This window comes from Streptomyces sp. NPDC037401 (assembly GCF_055602345.1).
Genome location: NZ_JBVJWO010000005.1, coordinates 237,314 through 251,965, shown reverse-complemented (window position 1 = coordinate 251,965; position 14,652 = coordinate 237,314). Strand labels below are relative to the sequence as shown.

The 14,652-nt window shown below is 74.0% G+C and carries 17 protein-coding genes; 3 read left to right on the top strand and 14 right to left on the bottom strand.

Translation table 11 applies throughout. From position 1 onward, the window contains the following. Positions 1 to 46: 46 nt before the first annotated feature. Positions 47 to 355 carry a co-chaperone GroES gene (groES, locus tag ACZ7H1_RS06900; RefSeq protein WP_030230757.1) on the bottom strand — a complete coding sequence of 103 codons (309 nt, stop codon included), beginning with the start codon at positions 353 to 355 and terminating at the stop codon, positions 47 to 49. A 370-nt stretch (positions 356 to 725) separates the two neighbouring features. Between groES and ACZ7H1_RS06895 the strand changes: the two genes are divergently transcribed. Further along, complete coding sequence (locus ACZ7H1_RS06895) at positions 726 to 2,153, top strand: FtsW/RodA/SpoVE family cell cycle protein (protein ID WP_470784365.1); 1,428 nt, start codon at positions 726 to 728, stop codon at positions 2,151 to 2,153. A 24-nt stretch (positions 2,154 to 2,177) separates the two neighbouring features. Here the strand turns inward: ACZ7H1_RS06895 and ACZ7H1_RS06890 are convergent, their stop codons facing one another. Next, positions 2,178 to 3,053 carry a polysaccharide deacetylase family protein gene (locus tag ACZ7H1_RS06890; RefSeq protein ID WP_470784450.1) on the bottom strand — a complete coding sequence of 292 codons (876 nt, stop codon included), beginning with the start codon at positions 3,051 to 3,053 and terminating at the stop codon, positions 2,178 to 2,180. A 14-nt stretch (positions 3,054 to 3,067) separates the two neighbouring features. Beyond that, positions 3,068 to 4,006, bottom strand: a complete 939-nt coding sequence (locus ACZ7H1_RS06885) for a polysaccharide deacetylase family protein (protein ID WP_470784364.1) — start codon at positions 4,004 to 4,006, stop codon at positions 3,068 to 3,070. 102 nt (positions 4,007 to 4,108) lie between these two features. On the opposite strand from ACZ7H1_RS06885, the gene ACZ7H1_RS06880 reads away from it, so the two are divergent. Beyond that, positions 4,109 to 5,296 (top strand): THUMP-like domain-containing protein, encoded by a 1,188-nt coding sequence (locus ACZ7H1_RS06880; protein WP_470784362.1) that lies wholly within the window; start codon positions 4,109 to 4,111, stop codon positions 5,294 to 5,296. Here the strand turns inward: ACZ7H1_RS06880 and ACZ7H1_RS06875 are convergent. The 5 genes from ACZ7H1_RS06875 to tsaB form a co-directional block, all read right to left on the bottom strand. Then, positions 5,232 to 5,924 carry a hypothetical protein gene (locus tag ACZ7H1_RS06875; protein ID WP_470784361.1) on the bottom strand — a complete coding sequence of 231 codons (693 nt, stop codon included), beginning with the start codon at positions 5,922 to 5,924 and terminating at the stop codon, positions 5,232 to 5,234. The two genes, ACZ7H1_RS06880 and ACZ7H1_RS06875, sit on opposite strands and share 65 nt — an antisense overlap. Before the next feature lie 83 nt (positions 5,925 to 6,007). After that, complete coding sequence (locus tag ACZ7H1_RS06870; RefSeq protein ID WP_470784359.1) at positions 6,008 to 6,274, bottom strand: hypothetical protein; 267 nt, start codon at positions 6,272 to 6,274, stop codon at positions 6,008 to 6,010. After that, entirely contained in the window at positions 6,271 to 7,398 is a 1,128-nt protein-coding gene (tsaD, locus tag ACZ7H1_RS06865; protein WP_470784358.1) for a tRNA (adenosine(37)-N6)-threonylcarbamoyltransferase complex transferase subunit TsaD, read from the bottom strand. Before tsaD ends, ACZ7H1_RS06870 begins: the two co-directional genes overlap by 4 nt. After that, positions 7,391 to 7,876 (bottom strand): ribosomal protein S18-alanine N-acetyltransferase, encoded by a 486-nt coding sequence (gene rimI / locus ACZ7H1_RS06860; RefSeq protein ID WP_470784356.1) that lies wholly within the window; start codon positions 7,874 to 7,876, stop codon positions 7,391 to 7,393. The genes tsaD and rimI overlap by 8 nt, the downstream gene beginning before the upstream one ends. A gap of 71 nt (positions 7,877 to 7,947) precedes the next feature. Further along, complete coding sequence (gene tsaB / locus ACZ7H1_RS06855; protein WP_470784354.1) at positions 7,948 to 8,625, bottom strand: tRNA (adenosine(37)-N6)-threonylcarbamoyltransferase complex dimerization subunit type 1 TsaB; 678 nt, start codon at positions 8,623 to 8,625, stop codon at positions 7,948 to 7,950. Between the two features lie 122 nt (positions 8,626 to 8,747). Between tsaB and ACZ7H1_RS06850 the strand changes: the two genes are divergently transcribed. After that, complete coding sequence (locus ACZ7H1_RS06850) at positions 8,748 to 9,299, top strand: hypothetical protein (protein ID WP_470784352.1); 552 nt, start codon at positions 8,748 to 8,750, stop codon at positions 9,297 to 9,299. Between the two features lie 69 nt (positions 9,300 to 9,368). Here ACZ7H1_RS06850 and ACZ7H1_RS06845 read toward each other — a convergent pair whose 3' ends face one another. The 6 genes from ACZ7H1_RS06845 to ACZ7H1_RS06820 form a co-directional block, all read right to left on the bottom strand. Then, positions 9,369 to 9,656, bottom strand: a complete 288-nt coding sequence (locus ACZ7H1_RS06845) for a hypothetical protein (RefSeq protein ID WP_470784350.1) — start codon at positions 9,654 to 9,656, stop codon at positions 9,369 to 9,371. A 137-nt stretch (positions 9,657 to 9,793) separates the two neighbouring features. Beyond that, complete coding sequence (tsaE, locus tag ACZ7H1_RS06840; protein WP_470784349.1) at positions 9,794 to 10,348, bottom strand: tRNA (adenosine(37)-N6)-threonylcarbamoyltransferase complex ATPase subunit type 1 TsaE; 555 nt, start codon at positions 10,346 to 10,348, stop codon at positions 9,794 to 9,796. Then, positions 10,320 to 11,507, bottom strand: coding sequence for an alpha/beta fold hydrolase (locus ACZ7H1_RS06835; RefSeq protein WP_470784347.1), 1,188 nt, complete (start codon positions 11,505 to 11,507; stop codon positions 10,320 to 10,322). Before ACZ7H1_RS06835 ends, tsaE begins: the two co-directional genes overlap by 29 nt. Before the next feature lie 66 nt (positions 11,508 to 11,573). Next, on the bottom strand, positions 11,574 to 12,716 hold the full coding sequence (gene alr, locus ACZ7H1_RS06830; protein WP_470784345.1) for an alanine racemase: 1,143 nt from the start codon (positions 12,714 to 12,716) through the stop codon (positions 11,574 to 11,576). A gap of 126 nt (positions 12,717 to 12,842) precedes the next feature. After that, a complete protein-coding gene (locus ACZ7H1_RS06825) occupies positions 12,843 to 14,273 on the bottom strand; it encodes an NAD(P)H-hydrate dehydratase (protein WP_470784343.1) in 1,431 nt (476 codons plus the stop codon). Positions 14,274 to 14,277: 4 nt separating this feature from the next. After that, the gene (locus ACZ7H1_RS06820; protein ID WP_470784341.1) at positions 14,278 to 14,646 is read right to left on the bottom strand and encodes a holo-ACP synthase; all 369 of its coding nucleotides are present in this window, start codon (positions 14,644 to 14,646) and stop codon (positions 14,278 to 14,280) included. Positions 14,647 to 14,652 lie beyond the last annotated feature (6 nt).

Below are 14,652 nucleotides of genomic sequence, written 5' to 3'. Positions count from 1 at the left end.
GGCGCAGCTCAAAGCAAAAACTCTTGCTCGGTATTACTCGGGTGACTTACTTCTCGACGATCGCGAGCACGTCGCGAGCCGAGAGGACGAGGTACTCCTCGCCGCTGTACTTCACCTCGGTGCCGCCGTACTTGCTGTACAGCACGATGTCGCCGACGGAGACGTCGAGCGGCAGGCGCTGACCGTCCTCGAAGCGACCCGGGCCCACGGCGAGGACGACGCCCTCCTGGGGCTTCTCCTTCGCGGTGTCCGGGATAACCAGGCCAGAGGCCGTGGTCTGCTCGGCGTCGAGCGGCTGGACCACAATGCGGTCCTCGAGCGGCTTGATGGCAACCTTGGAGCTGGCGGTCGTCACGATCCGACCTCCCCCTTCGGAGATCTCACGGGGTTAACTGTCTGAGGTGGCGACCAGGTGGATCCGTCGTCGCGGGTGCCGGACCTGCCCGTCGCTGTGTTGGCACTCACCAGTGGCGAGTGCCAGGCCCGAGACTATTCCGGCGATTAGCACTCGGTCAAGCGGAGTGCCAATTCAGTGCGCTTGGCGTTGCGCGATCCGCGGGAGATCGGCCACTGCGGGACCCTCCCCCGCCCGGCACCCCCGGGGCCCTGCCCAGCACTCCCCGGCCCGAAACCCGGAACCACCACAAGGACATAAACGTCCTAACCGATATGAATCCAAAGCGCCTCACGGCCGAACAGACAGGGCCCACCGACGGCGGCGAACCGTGCGCGGACTGACCCTGACGCCCCGGACGCCGGCAGGGGCGCGCCGCCGTACCGAGGCCCTGCTGCTGGCCTTCGTCGTAGCGATCACGGTGTTCGGCCACGCGAGCGTGGGCCTGGCGATGAACGACGCACTCCCGTCGAACCTCACCGGCTTCACGATCAGCATGACGCTGCTCGCACTGGTGGGGCACCTGGGCGTGCGCCGGTTCGCGGCGTACGCCGACCCGCTGATCCTGCCGCTGGCGCTGCTGCTGTCCGGCGTCGGACTGGTGCTGCTGGCTCGGCTCGACCAGACGTACGTCGAGAAGTTCGAGAGCGCGGCCGCGAACGCCCCCGGCCAGCTTCTCTGGACGGTCATCGGCGTCGCGATCTGCATCGGGGTGGTGGCGCTCCTGCGGGACCACCGGCTCCTCCAGCGGTACATCTACCTCACGATGGCCGTCGCGCTGCTGCTGCTGATCGCGCCCGCGTTCTTCGGCGCCGACCAGTACGGCGCCAAGCGGTGGATCACCATCGCCGGGCAGTCCCTCCAGCCCGGCGAGTTCGTGAAGATCATGATCTCGGTGTTCTTCGCGGGCTACCTGGTCATCCACCGGGACGCGCTGGCCCTGACGGGCCGCCGGTTCCTCGGGATGCGGCTGCCGCCCGGCCGCCAGCTGGCGCCGCTCGTCACGGTCTGGATCGTGTCGCTGCTGGTGCTGGTCTTCGAGCGCGACCTCGGCACGTCGCTGATCTTCTTCGGCGTCTTCGTGGTGATGCTGTACGTCGCCACCGAGCGCACCAGCTGGATCGTCTGCGGTCTGCTGATGGCCTCGGCCGGCGCCTTCGTGGTCGGGTCCACCGAGCCGCACGTCAAGGGGCGCATCGCGGCCTGGCTGGAGCCCATGGCGATCTTCCTGCCGCCGGAGCAGCGGCCGCCGGGCATCGTCTCGGACCAGTCGGCGCAGGCGCTGTTCAGCTTCGGCACCGGCGGGATCACCGGCACCGGCCTGGGGCTCGGGCACCCGGAGCAGATCGGCTTCGCGGCGCGCTCGGACTTCATCCTCACCACCGTGGGCGAGGAGCTGGGCCTCGCGGGCGTCATGGCGGTGCTGCTGATCTACGGGCTGCTGGTCCAGCGGGGCCTGCGGATGGCGCTCGGCGCACGCGACCCGTTCGGCAAGCTGCTCGCGGTCGGCCTGGCCTCCGCCCTCGCGCTCCAGGTGTTCGTGGTGGCCGGCGGCGTCACGGGCCTGATCCCGCTCACCGGCAAGGCGCTCCCGTTCCTCGCGAAGGGGGGGTCCTCACTGGTGGCCAACTGGATCATGATCGCCCTGCTGCTGCGCATCAGCGACAGCGCGGAGCGGCAGCGCGAGGCCGACGCCGACATGCCGGACCCCCCGGACCCGTCGCCGGAACGCTCACCGGACCCGGCCCTGGTGGCCTGAGGGTACTGCCGGGCGGCCCGTGCCCTACAGGTAGTCCTCCAGGCGCCCTATCCGGTACCCCTGCTCCTGGATCTTCCTGAGCATCCGGGTGGTCATCTCGGTGATCGTCGAGCCCTTGAGCTCGCCGGGCCCGCGGAAGTGCGCCAGCACGATGTCCCCCGGCTTCAGGCCGTCGCCCTCGGCGTAGCGCAGGTTGTGTATCTGCATCGACGCCCGCCACAGGACGACGGAGGAGACCCCGCACTCGGCCGCCGCGCGCAGCGTGTCGTCGTTGTAGTTGCCGAACGGTGGGCGGAACAGCCGCGGCTGCTCGCCGAATCGTTCCTTCAAGCGCTGCTGCTGGCCGCATATCTGGGCCTTCTGCTCCCCGAACGACAGGGTCCGCATGTTCGGGTGCGTCAGCGAGTGGTTCTGTACCGCGCTGCCCGTGCCCAGGTCCCGCAGCTTCCGGAAGTGCCCGTACCCGGGCGCGGCCACGCTGTCCGTCAGGAACATGCTGATCGGCAGCTTCAGGTCGGCCGCCATCTTGAGGAACTGCGGGTCGCGCTCGGCGCCGTCGTCGAAGGTGAGGAAGACGGTCTTCTCCCCCGCCGGGACGGGTATGCGGTCCACGACCGGCACCCGCCCCGCTCCCGCCGCGGGCAGCACCGGCCTGCGGTCCGGTTTCGGCGCGAACTCCAGCGGCTCGGACAGCCCCCATCGCCGGTGGGCGTCCGGCGCGGCCGGCGGCGGCGCCGTGGACGCGGACGGCGCCGGGGACGTCGGCCCCGGGCCCCGTCCCCCCGTGACCTCGGCCGTCGCCTTGCGGCCGAGCCGCTCGATCGGATCGACGCTCTGCGCACACCCGGTCATGCCGAGCGAGAGCGCGAGCGCGCCGGCCGCCAGCGTTCCGGCCGTCAACCGGCGCGCGTGGTTCACAAGTAGTCCTCCAGGCGGGCCACGGCGTACCCCTTCGCCGTGACGGTCTTCATGACCTGACGGATCATGTCAGGCATGGTGCCCTTCCAGTCCTCCCGCCCCCGGAAGTGCGTGAGGATGATGTCTCCGGGGTGCAGGTCGCGGTCCCACTCCCGCCAGTCCATCCGGTCGGGGAACACCTCGGCGTTCCACAGCGGCACGGCCTTGACCCCGCAGGACTTCGCCGCGCGCAGGGTGTCCTGGTTGTAGTTGCCGTACGGCGGCCGGAAGAGCGCCGGGCGCTTGCCGAACTGCTTCTGGATGGTGTCCTGCTGGCCGCAGATCTCCTGGCGCTGCTTCTCGTACGGCAGCGCCGGCATGTAGCGGTGGTTGAGCGTGTGGTTGTTCAGCGTGACGCCGTGGCCCTGCATCTTCTTGAAGTAGGCGTAGTCGTCGCGGACGAGGTAGTCGCTGAGGAAGGCGCTGTACGGGATCCTCAGCTCCTGCATCATGCGCAGGAACTCCGGGTCCTTCTCGGCGCCGTCGTCGATCGTCAGGAAGACGATCTTCTCCTCGGTCGGCACGGTGGTGAAGACCGGCGGGAGGTCCTCGCCGTCCTCGACCTCGAAGCCGTCCCGCGTGGTGATCTCGGGCTTCTCCTTGGGTGCCGGGGGCGCGAGGAGCGGCGTCCTGGCCAGACCCCAGCGCTTGGCGGCGGCCACGCGTGCCGCCTCGGCCTGCTTGAGCCGGGCCGCGGAGCCGGGGGCGCCGACGGGGCCGCCGAGGGCCTTCGCCTTCGCCGCCTTCTCGCGGGCCGCCTTCTCTTCCGCCGCCTGGTCGCCCGACCCGCAGGCCGTGCCGAGGGCGGCCACCAGGAGCGCGGCCAGCGCCACCCCGAACCGGCCGCGCACGCCACCAATGGGTCCCGTTTGTTCGTTTTGTCGTACTAGCTGCATGGCGCCGCATCCTGTCACCAGAAAGATCCCCGGAGCGGCGCGACACCCTGAAGAAGACGCGGCCCGGCGCGTTCCTTCCTCCGACTGGCCGACAATGATCCGGTGAACGACCTCGATGCCTTCGCCGCCCTGCTGTCCGACGAGGGCCAGTCCCTCCTCGCCGAACTGCGGGACCACGACCCGGCGAAGGAACTCGCGACCGCCACCCGGCTGCGCCGCGACCACCCCGCCGAACTGGTCTCCGCCGCCCTGGGCCAGGCCCGGCTGCGCCAGCGCGCGGCGGTCAAGTTCGGCGCCGAGGACGCGTACCGGATGTACTTCACGCCGGGGGGCGTCGAGATGGCCACCCGCGCCTCCGTGGCCGCGTACCGCGCCCGGCGGCTGGCCGGCCTCGGGGTGCGCAGCGTGGCCGACCTGTGCTGCGGCATCGGCGGCGACGCCCTCGCGCTGGCCCGCGCGGGCATCCGCGTCCTCGCCGTGGACCGCGACCCGCTGACCGTCGCCGTGGCCCGCGCCAACGTCGGCGCGCTCGGGCTGGCCGACCTGGTCGAGGTGCGCGAGGCCGATGTGACCGAGGTCGGAACCGGCGCGTACGACGCCGTGTTCCTGGACCCGGCCCGCCGCGGCGGCCGCGGCCGCACCTTCGACCCCGAGGCGTACTCCCCGCCGCTGTCCTGGGCCGTCGAGGCCGCCCGCACGGCGCGGCACGCCGCCATCAAGATCGCCCCGGGCATCCCGCACGAGGCCGTGCCCGCCGAGGCGGAGGCCGAGTGGATCTCCGACCACGGAGACGTGAAGGAGGCCGTGCTCTGGTTCGGCACCGCGCCCGGCACCGTCCGCGCGACCCTGCTCCCGCAGGGCGACTCGCTCGCGACCGCCGACCCGCTGCCCGACCCCGAGCCCGGACCGGTCGGCCGCTACCTCTACGAACCGGACGGCGCCGTGATCCGCGCGCACCTGGTCGCCGAGGCCGCCGCCGCGCTGGACGGCCGCCTGATCGACCCGACGATCGCGTACATCACCGCCGACACCCTGCGCCCGACGCCGTACGCCACGGCGTACGAGATCACCGACGTGCTGCCGTTCAACCTGAAGAAGCTCAAGGCGCTGCTGCGCGAGCGCGAGGTCGGCATCCTCACGGTCAAGAAGCGGGGTTCGGCCATCGAGCCCGAGGAACTGCGCAAGAAGGTCAAGCCGCAGGGCCGCAACTCCGCGACGGTCTTCCTCACCCGGGTGGCGGGTGCTCCTTCGATGCTGATCGGCGGGCCGGCGGAGGCAGCCGCCGGGTGACCGGCACCCCGGGGGCGCAGACCCGCAGCGCCCAGCGGTAGTGCGCCGCGGCCCGCGCGACGCCGAGCAGGCCGGTGACCCACAGGATCATCCCGAGGCCCATGCAGAAGGCGACCGTGCCGTACGTGTCCTCGCCCGGCCGGGCCGAGACCGATACGTCGAAGGTCACCCAGAGTCCGAGCGCGCACAGCCCTAACGACGACAGCAGCCAGCCCAGGCTGCGGCCGGGGGCGCGCAGCCCGGCGTCGGCGGCCGGGTCCCGGTCCGCCACGGCCCACGCGCCGAGCAGCCGGCGCACCTCCCGGTCGCGGCGCGCCGAGGCGGCCGCCCAGCAGCCGGCGGGCACCAGCACGCCGACGCCGAGCGCGAGGAACACCAGGCCGACGAGGCGCTCGCCGCGGTCGCCCTGCTCGAAGGCCAGCAGGGCCATCCCCAGGAACGACCAGCCGAGTGCGAAGACCGCCGCGACCAGCCACAGCAGTAAGAGCCGTCCGGCGCCGAGGCCGTGCCGCACCAACTCCGCCAGCGCGGCGGCCCGCTCGGCCCGCCACGCGGCCGGATCCGGCCAGCCGCGCAGGTGCGCGGGAGGCGGGGGCGGCGGCAGATGCAGCAGGGGGCGGCACGGCATGCGCATGACCATAGCGGCCCCCGCCGCCCCCGGACCGGCACTCCGCATGGCCGGTACGCGACCTGCTGCAGCTCCCCGGCGGACTAGCTCACACCGGCCGACTCGAAGCGCCAGCGGTGCACCGGACGGGTGATCAGATCGGCTGCGGGCTCGGGGAGTTCGGGCAGGTCCGCGGTGAGGCTCGCCGCCTCCCACCAGGTGATCACCAGGACCCGGTCGCCGGGCGCGCTGAAGATCTCGCGCCGGACCGGGTCCGCGGCCAGCACCTGGGCGCGGGCCCACTCCAGGAGCTCGTTGCCCCGGCCGGCCGCGGCCCGGGCCTCCCACATCAGGGCGACCGTGGTGCTCATGAGTACAGGTTGTCCTTGCTGAGCTCGTGCACGTGGTCGTGGTCGTGCCCGTGCGAGCGCCCGTGGCCGTGCGAGTGCCCCGTGCCCGGCACGTGCGGATCGGTCACCGGCAGCGAGGAGTCCGCCGACAGGTCCCAGTCCGAGGCCGGCCGGTTGCGCGCCACCATCTCGGCGCCGAGGGCCGCGACCATCGCGCCGTTGTCGGTGCACAGCTTCGGCCGGGGCACCCGCAGGACGATCCCCGCGTCGTCGCAGCGCTCCTGCGCCAGCGAGCGCAGCCGGGAGTTGGCCGCCACCCCGCCGCCGATCATCAGGTGGTCGACGCCCTCGTCCTTGCAGGCGCGGATCGCCTTGCGGGTGAGCACGTCCACCACCGCTTCCTGGAAGGACGCGGCCACGTCGCGCACCGGGACCTCCTCGCCGGCATTGCGCTTCGCCTCGATCCAGCGGGCCACCGCCGTCTTGAGCCCCGAGAAGGAGAAGTCGTACGCGGCGTCGCGCGGCCCGGTCAGCCCGCGCGGGAAGTTGATCGCCGCCGGGTCGCCCTCCTTCGCGAGCCGGTCGATGACCGGGCCGCCGGGGAAGCCGAGGTTCAGCACGCGGGCGATCTTGTCGAAGGCCTCGCCCGCCGCGTCGTCGATGGTCGCGCCGAGCGGCCGTACGTCACTGGTGATGTCCGGGGCCAGCAGCAGCGAGGAGTGCCCGCCGGACACCAGCAGCGCCATCGTCGGCTCGGGCAGCGCCCCGTGCTCGAGCTGGTCCACGCAGATGTGCGAGGCCAGGTGGTTGACGCCGTACAGGGGCTTGCCGAGGGCGTACGCGTACGCCTTCGCGGCGGAGGTGCCGACCAGCAGGGCGCCCGCGAGCCCGGGACCGGCGGTGACGGCGATGCCGTCGAGGTCCCTGGCGCTGACTCCGGCTTCCTTCAGGGCCCGCTCGATGGTCGGGACCATCGCCTCCAGGTGGGCGCGCGAGGCGACCTCGGGCACGACACCGCCGAAGCGGGCGTGCTCGTCGACGCTGGAGGCGACCGCGTCCGCGAGCAGGGTGTGTCCGCGGACGATGCCGACGCCGGTCTCGTCGCAGGAGGTCTCGATGCCGAGGACGAGGGGTTCGTCAGCCATGGTTCTCACTTCTTACGGAACGTGCGGGATCGGAGAGTCTCATCACGAGGGCGTCGACGTTGCCGGGCTGGTAGTACCCGCGGCGGAAGCCGATCGGCTCGAAGCCGAAGCGCTCGTAGAGCCGCTGCGCACGGGTGTTGTCCACCCGTACCTCCAGCAGCACCTCGGCGCATTCGAAGGCCGTGGCCGCCCGCAGCAGGTCGGTGAGCAGCCGGGCGCCGAGCCCGGTGCCCCACTGGTCGCGGGCCGCCGCGATGGTCTGTACGTCGCCCAGGTCGCCGGCGGCGGCGAGCCCGGCGTACCCGACCAGCCGGGCGCCGCCGTCCGCTAGGAGCTCCTCCGCCACCACGTAGCGGCGGGTGGCGTGCGGGCCGCGCGCATGGGCCAGTTCGGACCAGAACATGCCCGCGGACCAGGCGTCCTCGGGGAACAGCTCGTGTTCCAGTTCCAGCACCGGGTCGATGTCCCACCAGCGCATCTCACGCAACCGAGGGGGGCCGCCGCGTGACGGTGCCGTCCCGGGGCGGTGGTCGGACGACGGGTGGGAAGTCACTGGGGAGTGACCACCTTGTAGTTCTTGGGCACCTGCGCGTCGGGGCGGCGCAGGTACATCGGCTGCGGCGGCACGCCCCCGGCGTTCACGAACGCCTCGCCGCGGGCGAGCTTCCCGGCGGCGATCGAGGCGAGTGCGGCGGCCGACTGGTGCTCGGGGCCGCGCGCGTCCGGGAACACCTCGGGGTAGAGCAGCGCGCCCGCGCCGACGGCCGGGAGCCCGGCCACCTGCTCGGCGATGTCGGCCGGCCGGTCCACCGCGGCGTCGGTGACCCGGGTGAGCGGGTCGGCGTACCGGGCCCAGTACACCTCCTTGCGGCGGGCGTCGGTGGCGACGACGAACGGCCCCTCGACGCCCGCGGCCCCGGCGGCGTACGCGAGGCCGTCGAGCGTGCACAGGCCGTGGACGGGTACGCCGAGCGCGGAGGCGAAGGCGGCGGCCGTGACCAGGCCGACCCGCAGTCCGGTGTACGGGCCGGGTCCTACCCCGACGACGATGCCGGTCACCGCGTCGAGCTTCACCCCGGCCTCGGCGAGCACGCGGTCGACGGAGGGCAGCAGCAGCTCCCCGTGGCGGCGGGCGTCGACCTGGTTCGCCTCGGCGAGGACGGACTCGCCGTCGTGGAGGGCGACGGTGACGGCGGGCGTGGCGGTATCTACAGCGAGCAAGAGCACGCGAACAGCCTACGACTCCGGGCAGGCGCGCAATGGCGGGACCGTGGGGCCGCACCCCGGCTGCTACCGTCACCACAGGGGTTTCAGGGGACCCCGCAGGGCGACGTGAGAGGCGGAACAAGGTGGCACGCAGCAGCTCGGGAATCGTGGCCGGGCTCACCGCCGCGGCCGTCGCCGCGGTGTGCTTCCTCGCCTACCAGGCGTCCGCGAGCGCACCGGAGCACCCGGCGGCCGGCCGCACCCCCGGCAAGGTCTCCCCCAGCGCCCCCGCCGCCCCGCAGGCCCGGCAGAAGTCGACGGCCGTCCCCGCGGCCTCGGGCACGGGTGTACGGGTCGTCTACTCCGTCGGCGCCCGGCAGGTCTGGCTCGTCGGCGACAAGGGCAAGCCGCGCACCTTCGACGTCATGCCGAGCACGGTGAGCCCGACCCCCGGCACGTACATCGTCGGCTCGCGCTCCGGCAAGATCACCGGCTCGGACGGCGTGCCGATCGAGCACGTGGTGCGCTTCGCGAGCGTGGGCGGCGTGACCATCGGCTTCAGCGCACGGGTGGACGGCTCGCTGCCGGAGCCCGATCCGCGCAAGAAGACGGGCGGCATCCGCATGACGCGCGCCGACGGCGACGCGATGTGGACCTTCGCGACGATCAACTCGAAGATCGTCGTCGTTCCGTAGGGCGCGCCCGGCGGCTGCGCGGCCGCGCCCCGGCGGCTCATCCGAACGGACGACACCCGCGTCCCGCCCTCACGCCGCCTCGGACTCCGGGGCGGCGCTCTTCGCGGTCTTCGGGTTCTTCGGGTATTGCGGCTTGTTCGGGCTGTTCGGGTTGTCCGTCCGCGGCCGGTGCCGTGCCGTCACGGGCGGGGTGGACACCGCCGTCGCGGCCGCGCAGGTCGCCAGCAGGTCCCCGACGGACATCCCTGCCATGCCCGACAGACCCGGCAGGCCGCTGCCGCCGGAACGGCCGGATGCCGCACCCGGCGCCTGCGGCCGCGTCGTACGGGGGACTTCTTCGCGCTCTGGTGCCGGCATGGCTGCCTCCTGGGCCCGGGAAGCCGTAGTTAGGTAGACCTAACCAGGTCTCGCTACCATGTCACCACGGCCGTCACCACCGGCGCAACATGTTGCCGACAAGTTGTCGGCAGCGGAATCCCTGCGCACCCGGCCGGTTACGGAACGTCCAGCTCCGCGAGCTTCTCGTCCGCCCAGCGGCCGCCGATGCCGGTCACCGAGACCGTACGGACGTCGTCGAGGACCTCCTCGTGCCCGACGGCGCGCGCGATCACCACGTGCAGGCGGTCGTCCGACAGCTCCTCGACCTTGCCGTCGCCCCACTCCACGACGATGACGGACTCCGGCAGCGAGACGTCGAGGTCCAGGTCCTCCATCTCGTCGAGGCCGCCGCCGAGCCGGTACGCGTCCACGTGCACCAGCGCGGGACCGCCGGTCAGCGACGGGTGCACCCGGGCGATCACGAAGGTCGGCGAGGTCACGGCGCCCCGGACGCCCAGGCCCTCGCCGAGCCCGCGGGTCAGGGTGGTCTTGCCGGCACCCAGCTCGCCGGTCAGCAGGACCAGGTCACCCGGGCGCAGCAGCCCGGCGATCCGGCGCCCGAGGTCCTGCATCCGCTGCGGGGAGTCGACGGTGATCTGCGTACTGGTCCGCGCGGTCTGCGCGGCGGGCTGCGCGACGGCCTCAGGGGGCCGGATGTGCGGTGCTTCCATACGCGCCAACGTTAGCCGCTGCGGATCCGGCTCCGGCGCGGGCCAGCAGGTCCGCCAGCCGCCCGGTGACGGTCTCCGGGTGCTCCAGCATCACCAGGTGCCCGGCGTCCGGCAGGACGGTCAGTTCGGCGTCCGGGAGCTGCTCCGCGATGGTCTCGCTGTGCGCGCTGGGCGTGATGAGGTCCTTGTCGCCGGCCAGCACCAGGCCCGGCACCTGCGTGAACACCGACAGGTCGGCGGTCTTGTCGTGCGGCTCGAAGGCCGGGTAGAACTCCGCGACCACGTCGATCGGGGTGGCCTCGATGAGCCGCTCGGCGAACCTGGCGACCGCGGGGTCCACGTCCTTCGAGGCGAAGGAGTACCGCTTGATGGTGCCCGCGAAGAGGTCCGCCGTCGCCCGCCGTCCCCGCTCCACGAGGTCCACCTCGGAGCCGAGCACCTTCAGCACGCCCGGCAGCACCCGGCGCACCAGGCCCATCCCGGCGGCCGGCAGCCCGTACGTCACCTCGCCGAGCCGGCCGCTCGACGTACCGATGAACGCCACCGCGGCGACCCGGTCGCGGATCAGTTCCGGGAACTGCGCGCCCAGCGCCATGATCGTCATACCGCCCATGGAGTGCCCGACGAGGATCAGCGGGCCTTCGGGCGCCGCCGCGTCGATCACGGCCTTCAGGTCGCGGCCCAGCAGGTCGATCGTGACCGGCTCGCCGTCGGCCTGCCCGAGCCCGCGCTCGGAGCGGCCGTGGCTGCGCTGGTCCCAGTAGACGGCGCGGACGGCTCCGCGCAGCGCGGCCCGCTGGAAGTGCCAGGCGTCCTGGCTCAGGCAGTAGCCGTGGCAGAAGACCACGGTGAGGGGGGCCGCGGGGGCGCCGGGCTTGCGCCGGAACCTCCGCCTGGCCGGCGCGGGCTCCGCCTGCGCGGGGGTCTCGTCGGGCTCGTCGGTTTCGTAGTAGAGCGCGGTGCCGTCCTCGGCCCGCACCCGGCCGGGCGTGCCGCGCAGGGACCCGTACGGCCCGGCGGCGTCGAGGGCCAGGCGGGCCTTCATCCGGATGCCGCGGCCGACGGTGAGCCGCTCGACGGCCACGCCCGCGGCCGCGCCGGCGGCTATGACGCCGATCGCGGCGCCGGCCAGTCCGGCCCTGCGCCAGTTCTCGCTCACGGCACCCTCACTCCCCCTCGGTCAGGCCGTCCGCACGCCTGCACATCGGTACACCGGCAGCGGACGTCACCCGTTGAGGTAGACGCGGGGGACGCGTCCGCCGATCCGCGTCACGATCTCGTAGGCGATGGTGCCGGACGCCTGCGCCCAGTCCTCGGCCGTGGGCTCCCCGGCGTCGCCCGGCCCGAAGAGCACGGCCTCGTCGCCGGTACGGACGTCGTCGCTGCCGACGTCGACCACGAACTGGTCCATGGCCACCCGGCCGGCCACCGTGCGCACCTTGCCGCCGACCAGCACCGGGCCGCGGCCCGAGGCGTGCCGCGGGACGCCGTCGGCGTAGCCCGCCGGGATCAGCGCGAGGGAGGTCTCGCCCTCCGTGACGTAGTGGTGCCCGTAGCTGACGCCGTGACCGGCGGGCACGTCCTTGACGAGGGCGACGGCCGCCTTCAGGGACATGGCGGGACGCAGTCCGAGCTGCTCGGAGGTCCCCAGCTCGGGCGCGGGCGACACGCCGTACACGCCCAGGCCGGGGCGGACGAGGTCGAAGTGGCTCTCGGGCAGGGTCAGGGTCGCCGGGGAGTTCGCGATGTGCCGGACCTCGGGGTCGAGCCCCTCCTTCTCGGCGTAGCCGACCATCTCCCGGAACACGTCGAGCTGCAGCCGGATCGAGGGGTGGCCCGGCTCGTCGGCGCAGGCGAAGTGCGACCAGAGGCCGGTGACCTCGACGGTCCCCTCGGCCTGCGCGGCGAGCGCGGCGCCGACGAGCTCGGCCCAGTCGTGCGGCTGGCAGCCGTTGCGGCCCAGTCCGGTGTCCGCCTTGAGCTGCACCCGGGCGGTGCGGCCGGCGGCCTTCGCCGCCGCCTTCGCCTCGTCGAGCGCCCACATCCCGCTGACACCCATGTCGATGCCCTCGTCCACGGCCTGCCGCCACGGCCCGCCGGGCGTCCAGAGCCAGCACATCACCCGCGCGTCGATGCCGGCGGCGCGCAGGGCGAGCGCCTCGTCCGGCGTGGCGGTGCCGAGCCAGGTCGCTCCGGCCTGGAGTGCGGCCCGCGCACAGGGCACGGCTCCGTGCCCGTACCCGTCGGCCTTCACCACGGCCATCAGCTGGGCCCGCGGCGCCCGGTCGCGCAGCGCGCGCACGTTGTGACGCACGGCGGCCAGATCGATCTCGGCGCGTACGCGGGGCGGATGCGATGTCTCGTTCATCGCGCCCAGTCTCTCAGAGCCCGCGCCCCCGCCCCTCGCAGCCCGCCGGAGCCCGGCTCTCGCGGCGGTCGCGGAAGGACCGCCGGGCAGGGCGGCGGACGGCGGACCGAGCCGGTGCCGGGCGGGTCAGGGGGCCTTGGCGTCCCGCCAGGCGGCGGGCAGGGCGAGCGCGACCTCGTGGGCGGTGGCCGGGGCGCCCGCGGCGGCGTGCCGGCCGGCCAGGCCGTGGAGGTGGGCGGCGACCGAGCCGGCGTCCGGCGCGGACAGGCCCGCGGCCAGCAGTGCGCCCCCGAGACCGGACAGGACGTCGCCGCTGCCCGCCGTGGCGAGCCAGGGCGTGCCCGTCGGATTGACGCGTACCGGCCCGCCGCCGGGACCGGCCACCAGCGTCGTGGACCCCTTGAGCAGCACCGTCGCGCCGTACCGGTCGGCCAGCGTACGGACGGACGCCAGCCGCGCGGACTCGACCTCGTCGCGCGCCGCGCCCAGCAGCGCCGCCGCCTCGCCCGCGTGCGGGGTCAGCAGGGTGGGGGCCGCACGGCGCCGCACGGCCTCCGGGTCCAGCCCGCGCAGGCCGTCCGCGTCGATCAGCAGCGGGACGTCCGAGCCGAGGAGCTCGGCGACCTCGCCCCGGCCCTCGCCCAGGCCGGGTCCGACCACCCACGCCTGGACCCGGCCCGCGCGGCCGGGCGGGCCGTCGTCGACCAGGGACTCGGGGTAGCGGGCCAGCACCTCGGCGCCGGCGGGTCCGACGTACCGCACGGCCCCGGCCCCGCCGCGCAGCGCGCCCGCGACCGCGAGCACCGCGGCGCCCGGGTAGCGGGCCGAGCCCGCGACCACCCCGACGACACCGCGCCGGTACTTGTCGCTGGCCGCGGACGGCTCCGGCAGCCGCGCGGCCACGTCCGGGTACTGCAGCGCCTCCAGCGCGGGCCGCGTGCCGAACGACAGCCCGATGTCCACCAGCCGCAGCGCGCCCGCGTGCCCGGCGCCCGGATCGACCAGCAACCCGGGCTTGTACGCCCCGAAAGTCACCGTCGCGTCGGCCGAGACCACCGGCCCCGCCACCTCGCCCGTGTCCGCGTCCACCCCGCTCGGCAGGTCCACCGCGACCACCAGCGCGCCCCCGGCCCGGGCCGCCGCCGCCCGGGCGGCGAGCTCCGCCGCGGCCGGCCGCAGCCCGCCGCGCCCGCCGATGCCCAGCAGCCCGTCGAGCACCAGGTCCACCCGGCCGTCCGGAAAGCGGTCCGCGACCCGGCCGCCGGCCGCCAGCAGCGCGCGCAGTCCGCCTTCGTGCATCCGCTGCGGATCCATCGGGACCGCGCACACCCCGGCGCCCCGGCGGGCCAGCCGCGCCCCCGCGTACAGCGCGTCGCCGCCGTTGTCCCCGGGCCCGGCCAGGAGCACCACCCGGGCCCCGTACACCCGCGGCAGCAGCCCGGCGCAGGCGGCGGCCAGACCGGCCGCGGCCCGCTGCATCAGGGTGCCCGCGGGCAGCCGTGCCATCAGCTCGCGCTCGGCGGCCCGTACGGTCTCCACGCTGTAAGCAGTACGCATGGGGTCAGCCTTCCGCGATCACCACCGCCGAGGCCACCCCGGCGTCGTGGCTGAGCGAGACGTGCCAGGACCGTACGCCCAGCGCCTCGGCCCGCGCGGCGACCGATCCGGACACCCGCAGCCGCGGCTGCCCGCTGTCCTCCACGAACACCTCGGCGTCCGTCCACAGCAGCCCGGCCGGGGCGCCCAGCGCCTTGGCCAGCGCCTCCTTCGCCGCGAACCGCGCCGCGAGCGACGCGATGCCGCGCCGCTCGCCGCTCGGCAGCGTCAGCTCGGCGTCGACGAACAGGCGCGTGGCCATGCCGGGCGTACGCTCCAGCGCGGCTTCGAACCGGTCGATCTCCGCGACGTCGATGCCCACCCCGATGATCACTCCACC

Coding starts and splice junctions, on each gene's coding strand:
- alr (WP_470784345.1), bottom strand. CDS start 12,716: ATGAACGAGACATCGCATCCGCCCCGCGTACGCGCCGAGATCGATCTG.
- ACZ7H1_RS06870 (WP_470784359.1), bottom strand. CDS start 6,274: ATGAGCACCACGGTCGCCCTGATGTGGGAGGCCCGGGCCGCGGCCGGC.
- tsaD (WP_470784358.1), bottom strand. CDS start 7,398: ATGGCTGACGAACCCCTCGTCCTCGGCATCGAGACCTCCTGCGACGAG.
- ACZ7H1_RS06885 (WP_470784364.1), bottom strand. CDS start 4,006: ATGCAGCTAGTACGACAAAACGAACAAACGGGACCCATTGGTGGCGTG.
- tsaE (WP_470784349.1), bottom strand. CDS start 10,348: ATGGAAGCACCGCACATCCGGCCCCCTGAGGCCGTCGCGCAGCCCGCC.
- rimI (WP_470784356.1), bottom strand. CDS start 7,876: ATGCGCTGGTGGGACATCGACCCGGTGCTGGAACTGGAACACGAGCTG.
- ACZ7H1_RS06825 (WP_470784343.1), bottom strand. CDS start 14,273: ATGCGTACTGCTTACAGCGTGGAGACCGTACGGGCCGCCGAGCGCGAG.
- ACZ7H1_RS06875 (WP_470784361.1), bottom strand. CDS start 5,924: ATGCCGTGCCGCCCCCTGCTGCATCTGCCGCCGCCCCCGCCTCCCGCG.
- ACZ7H1_RS06845 (WP_470784350.1), bottom strand. CDS start 9,656: ATGCCGGCACCAGAGCGCGAAGAAGTCCCCCGTACGACGCGGCCGCAG.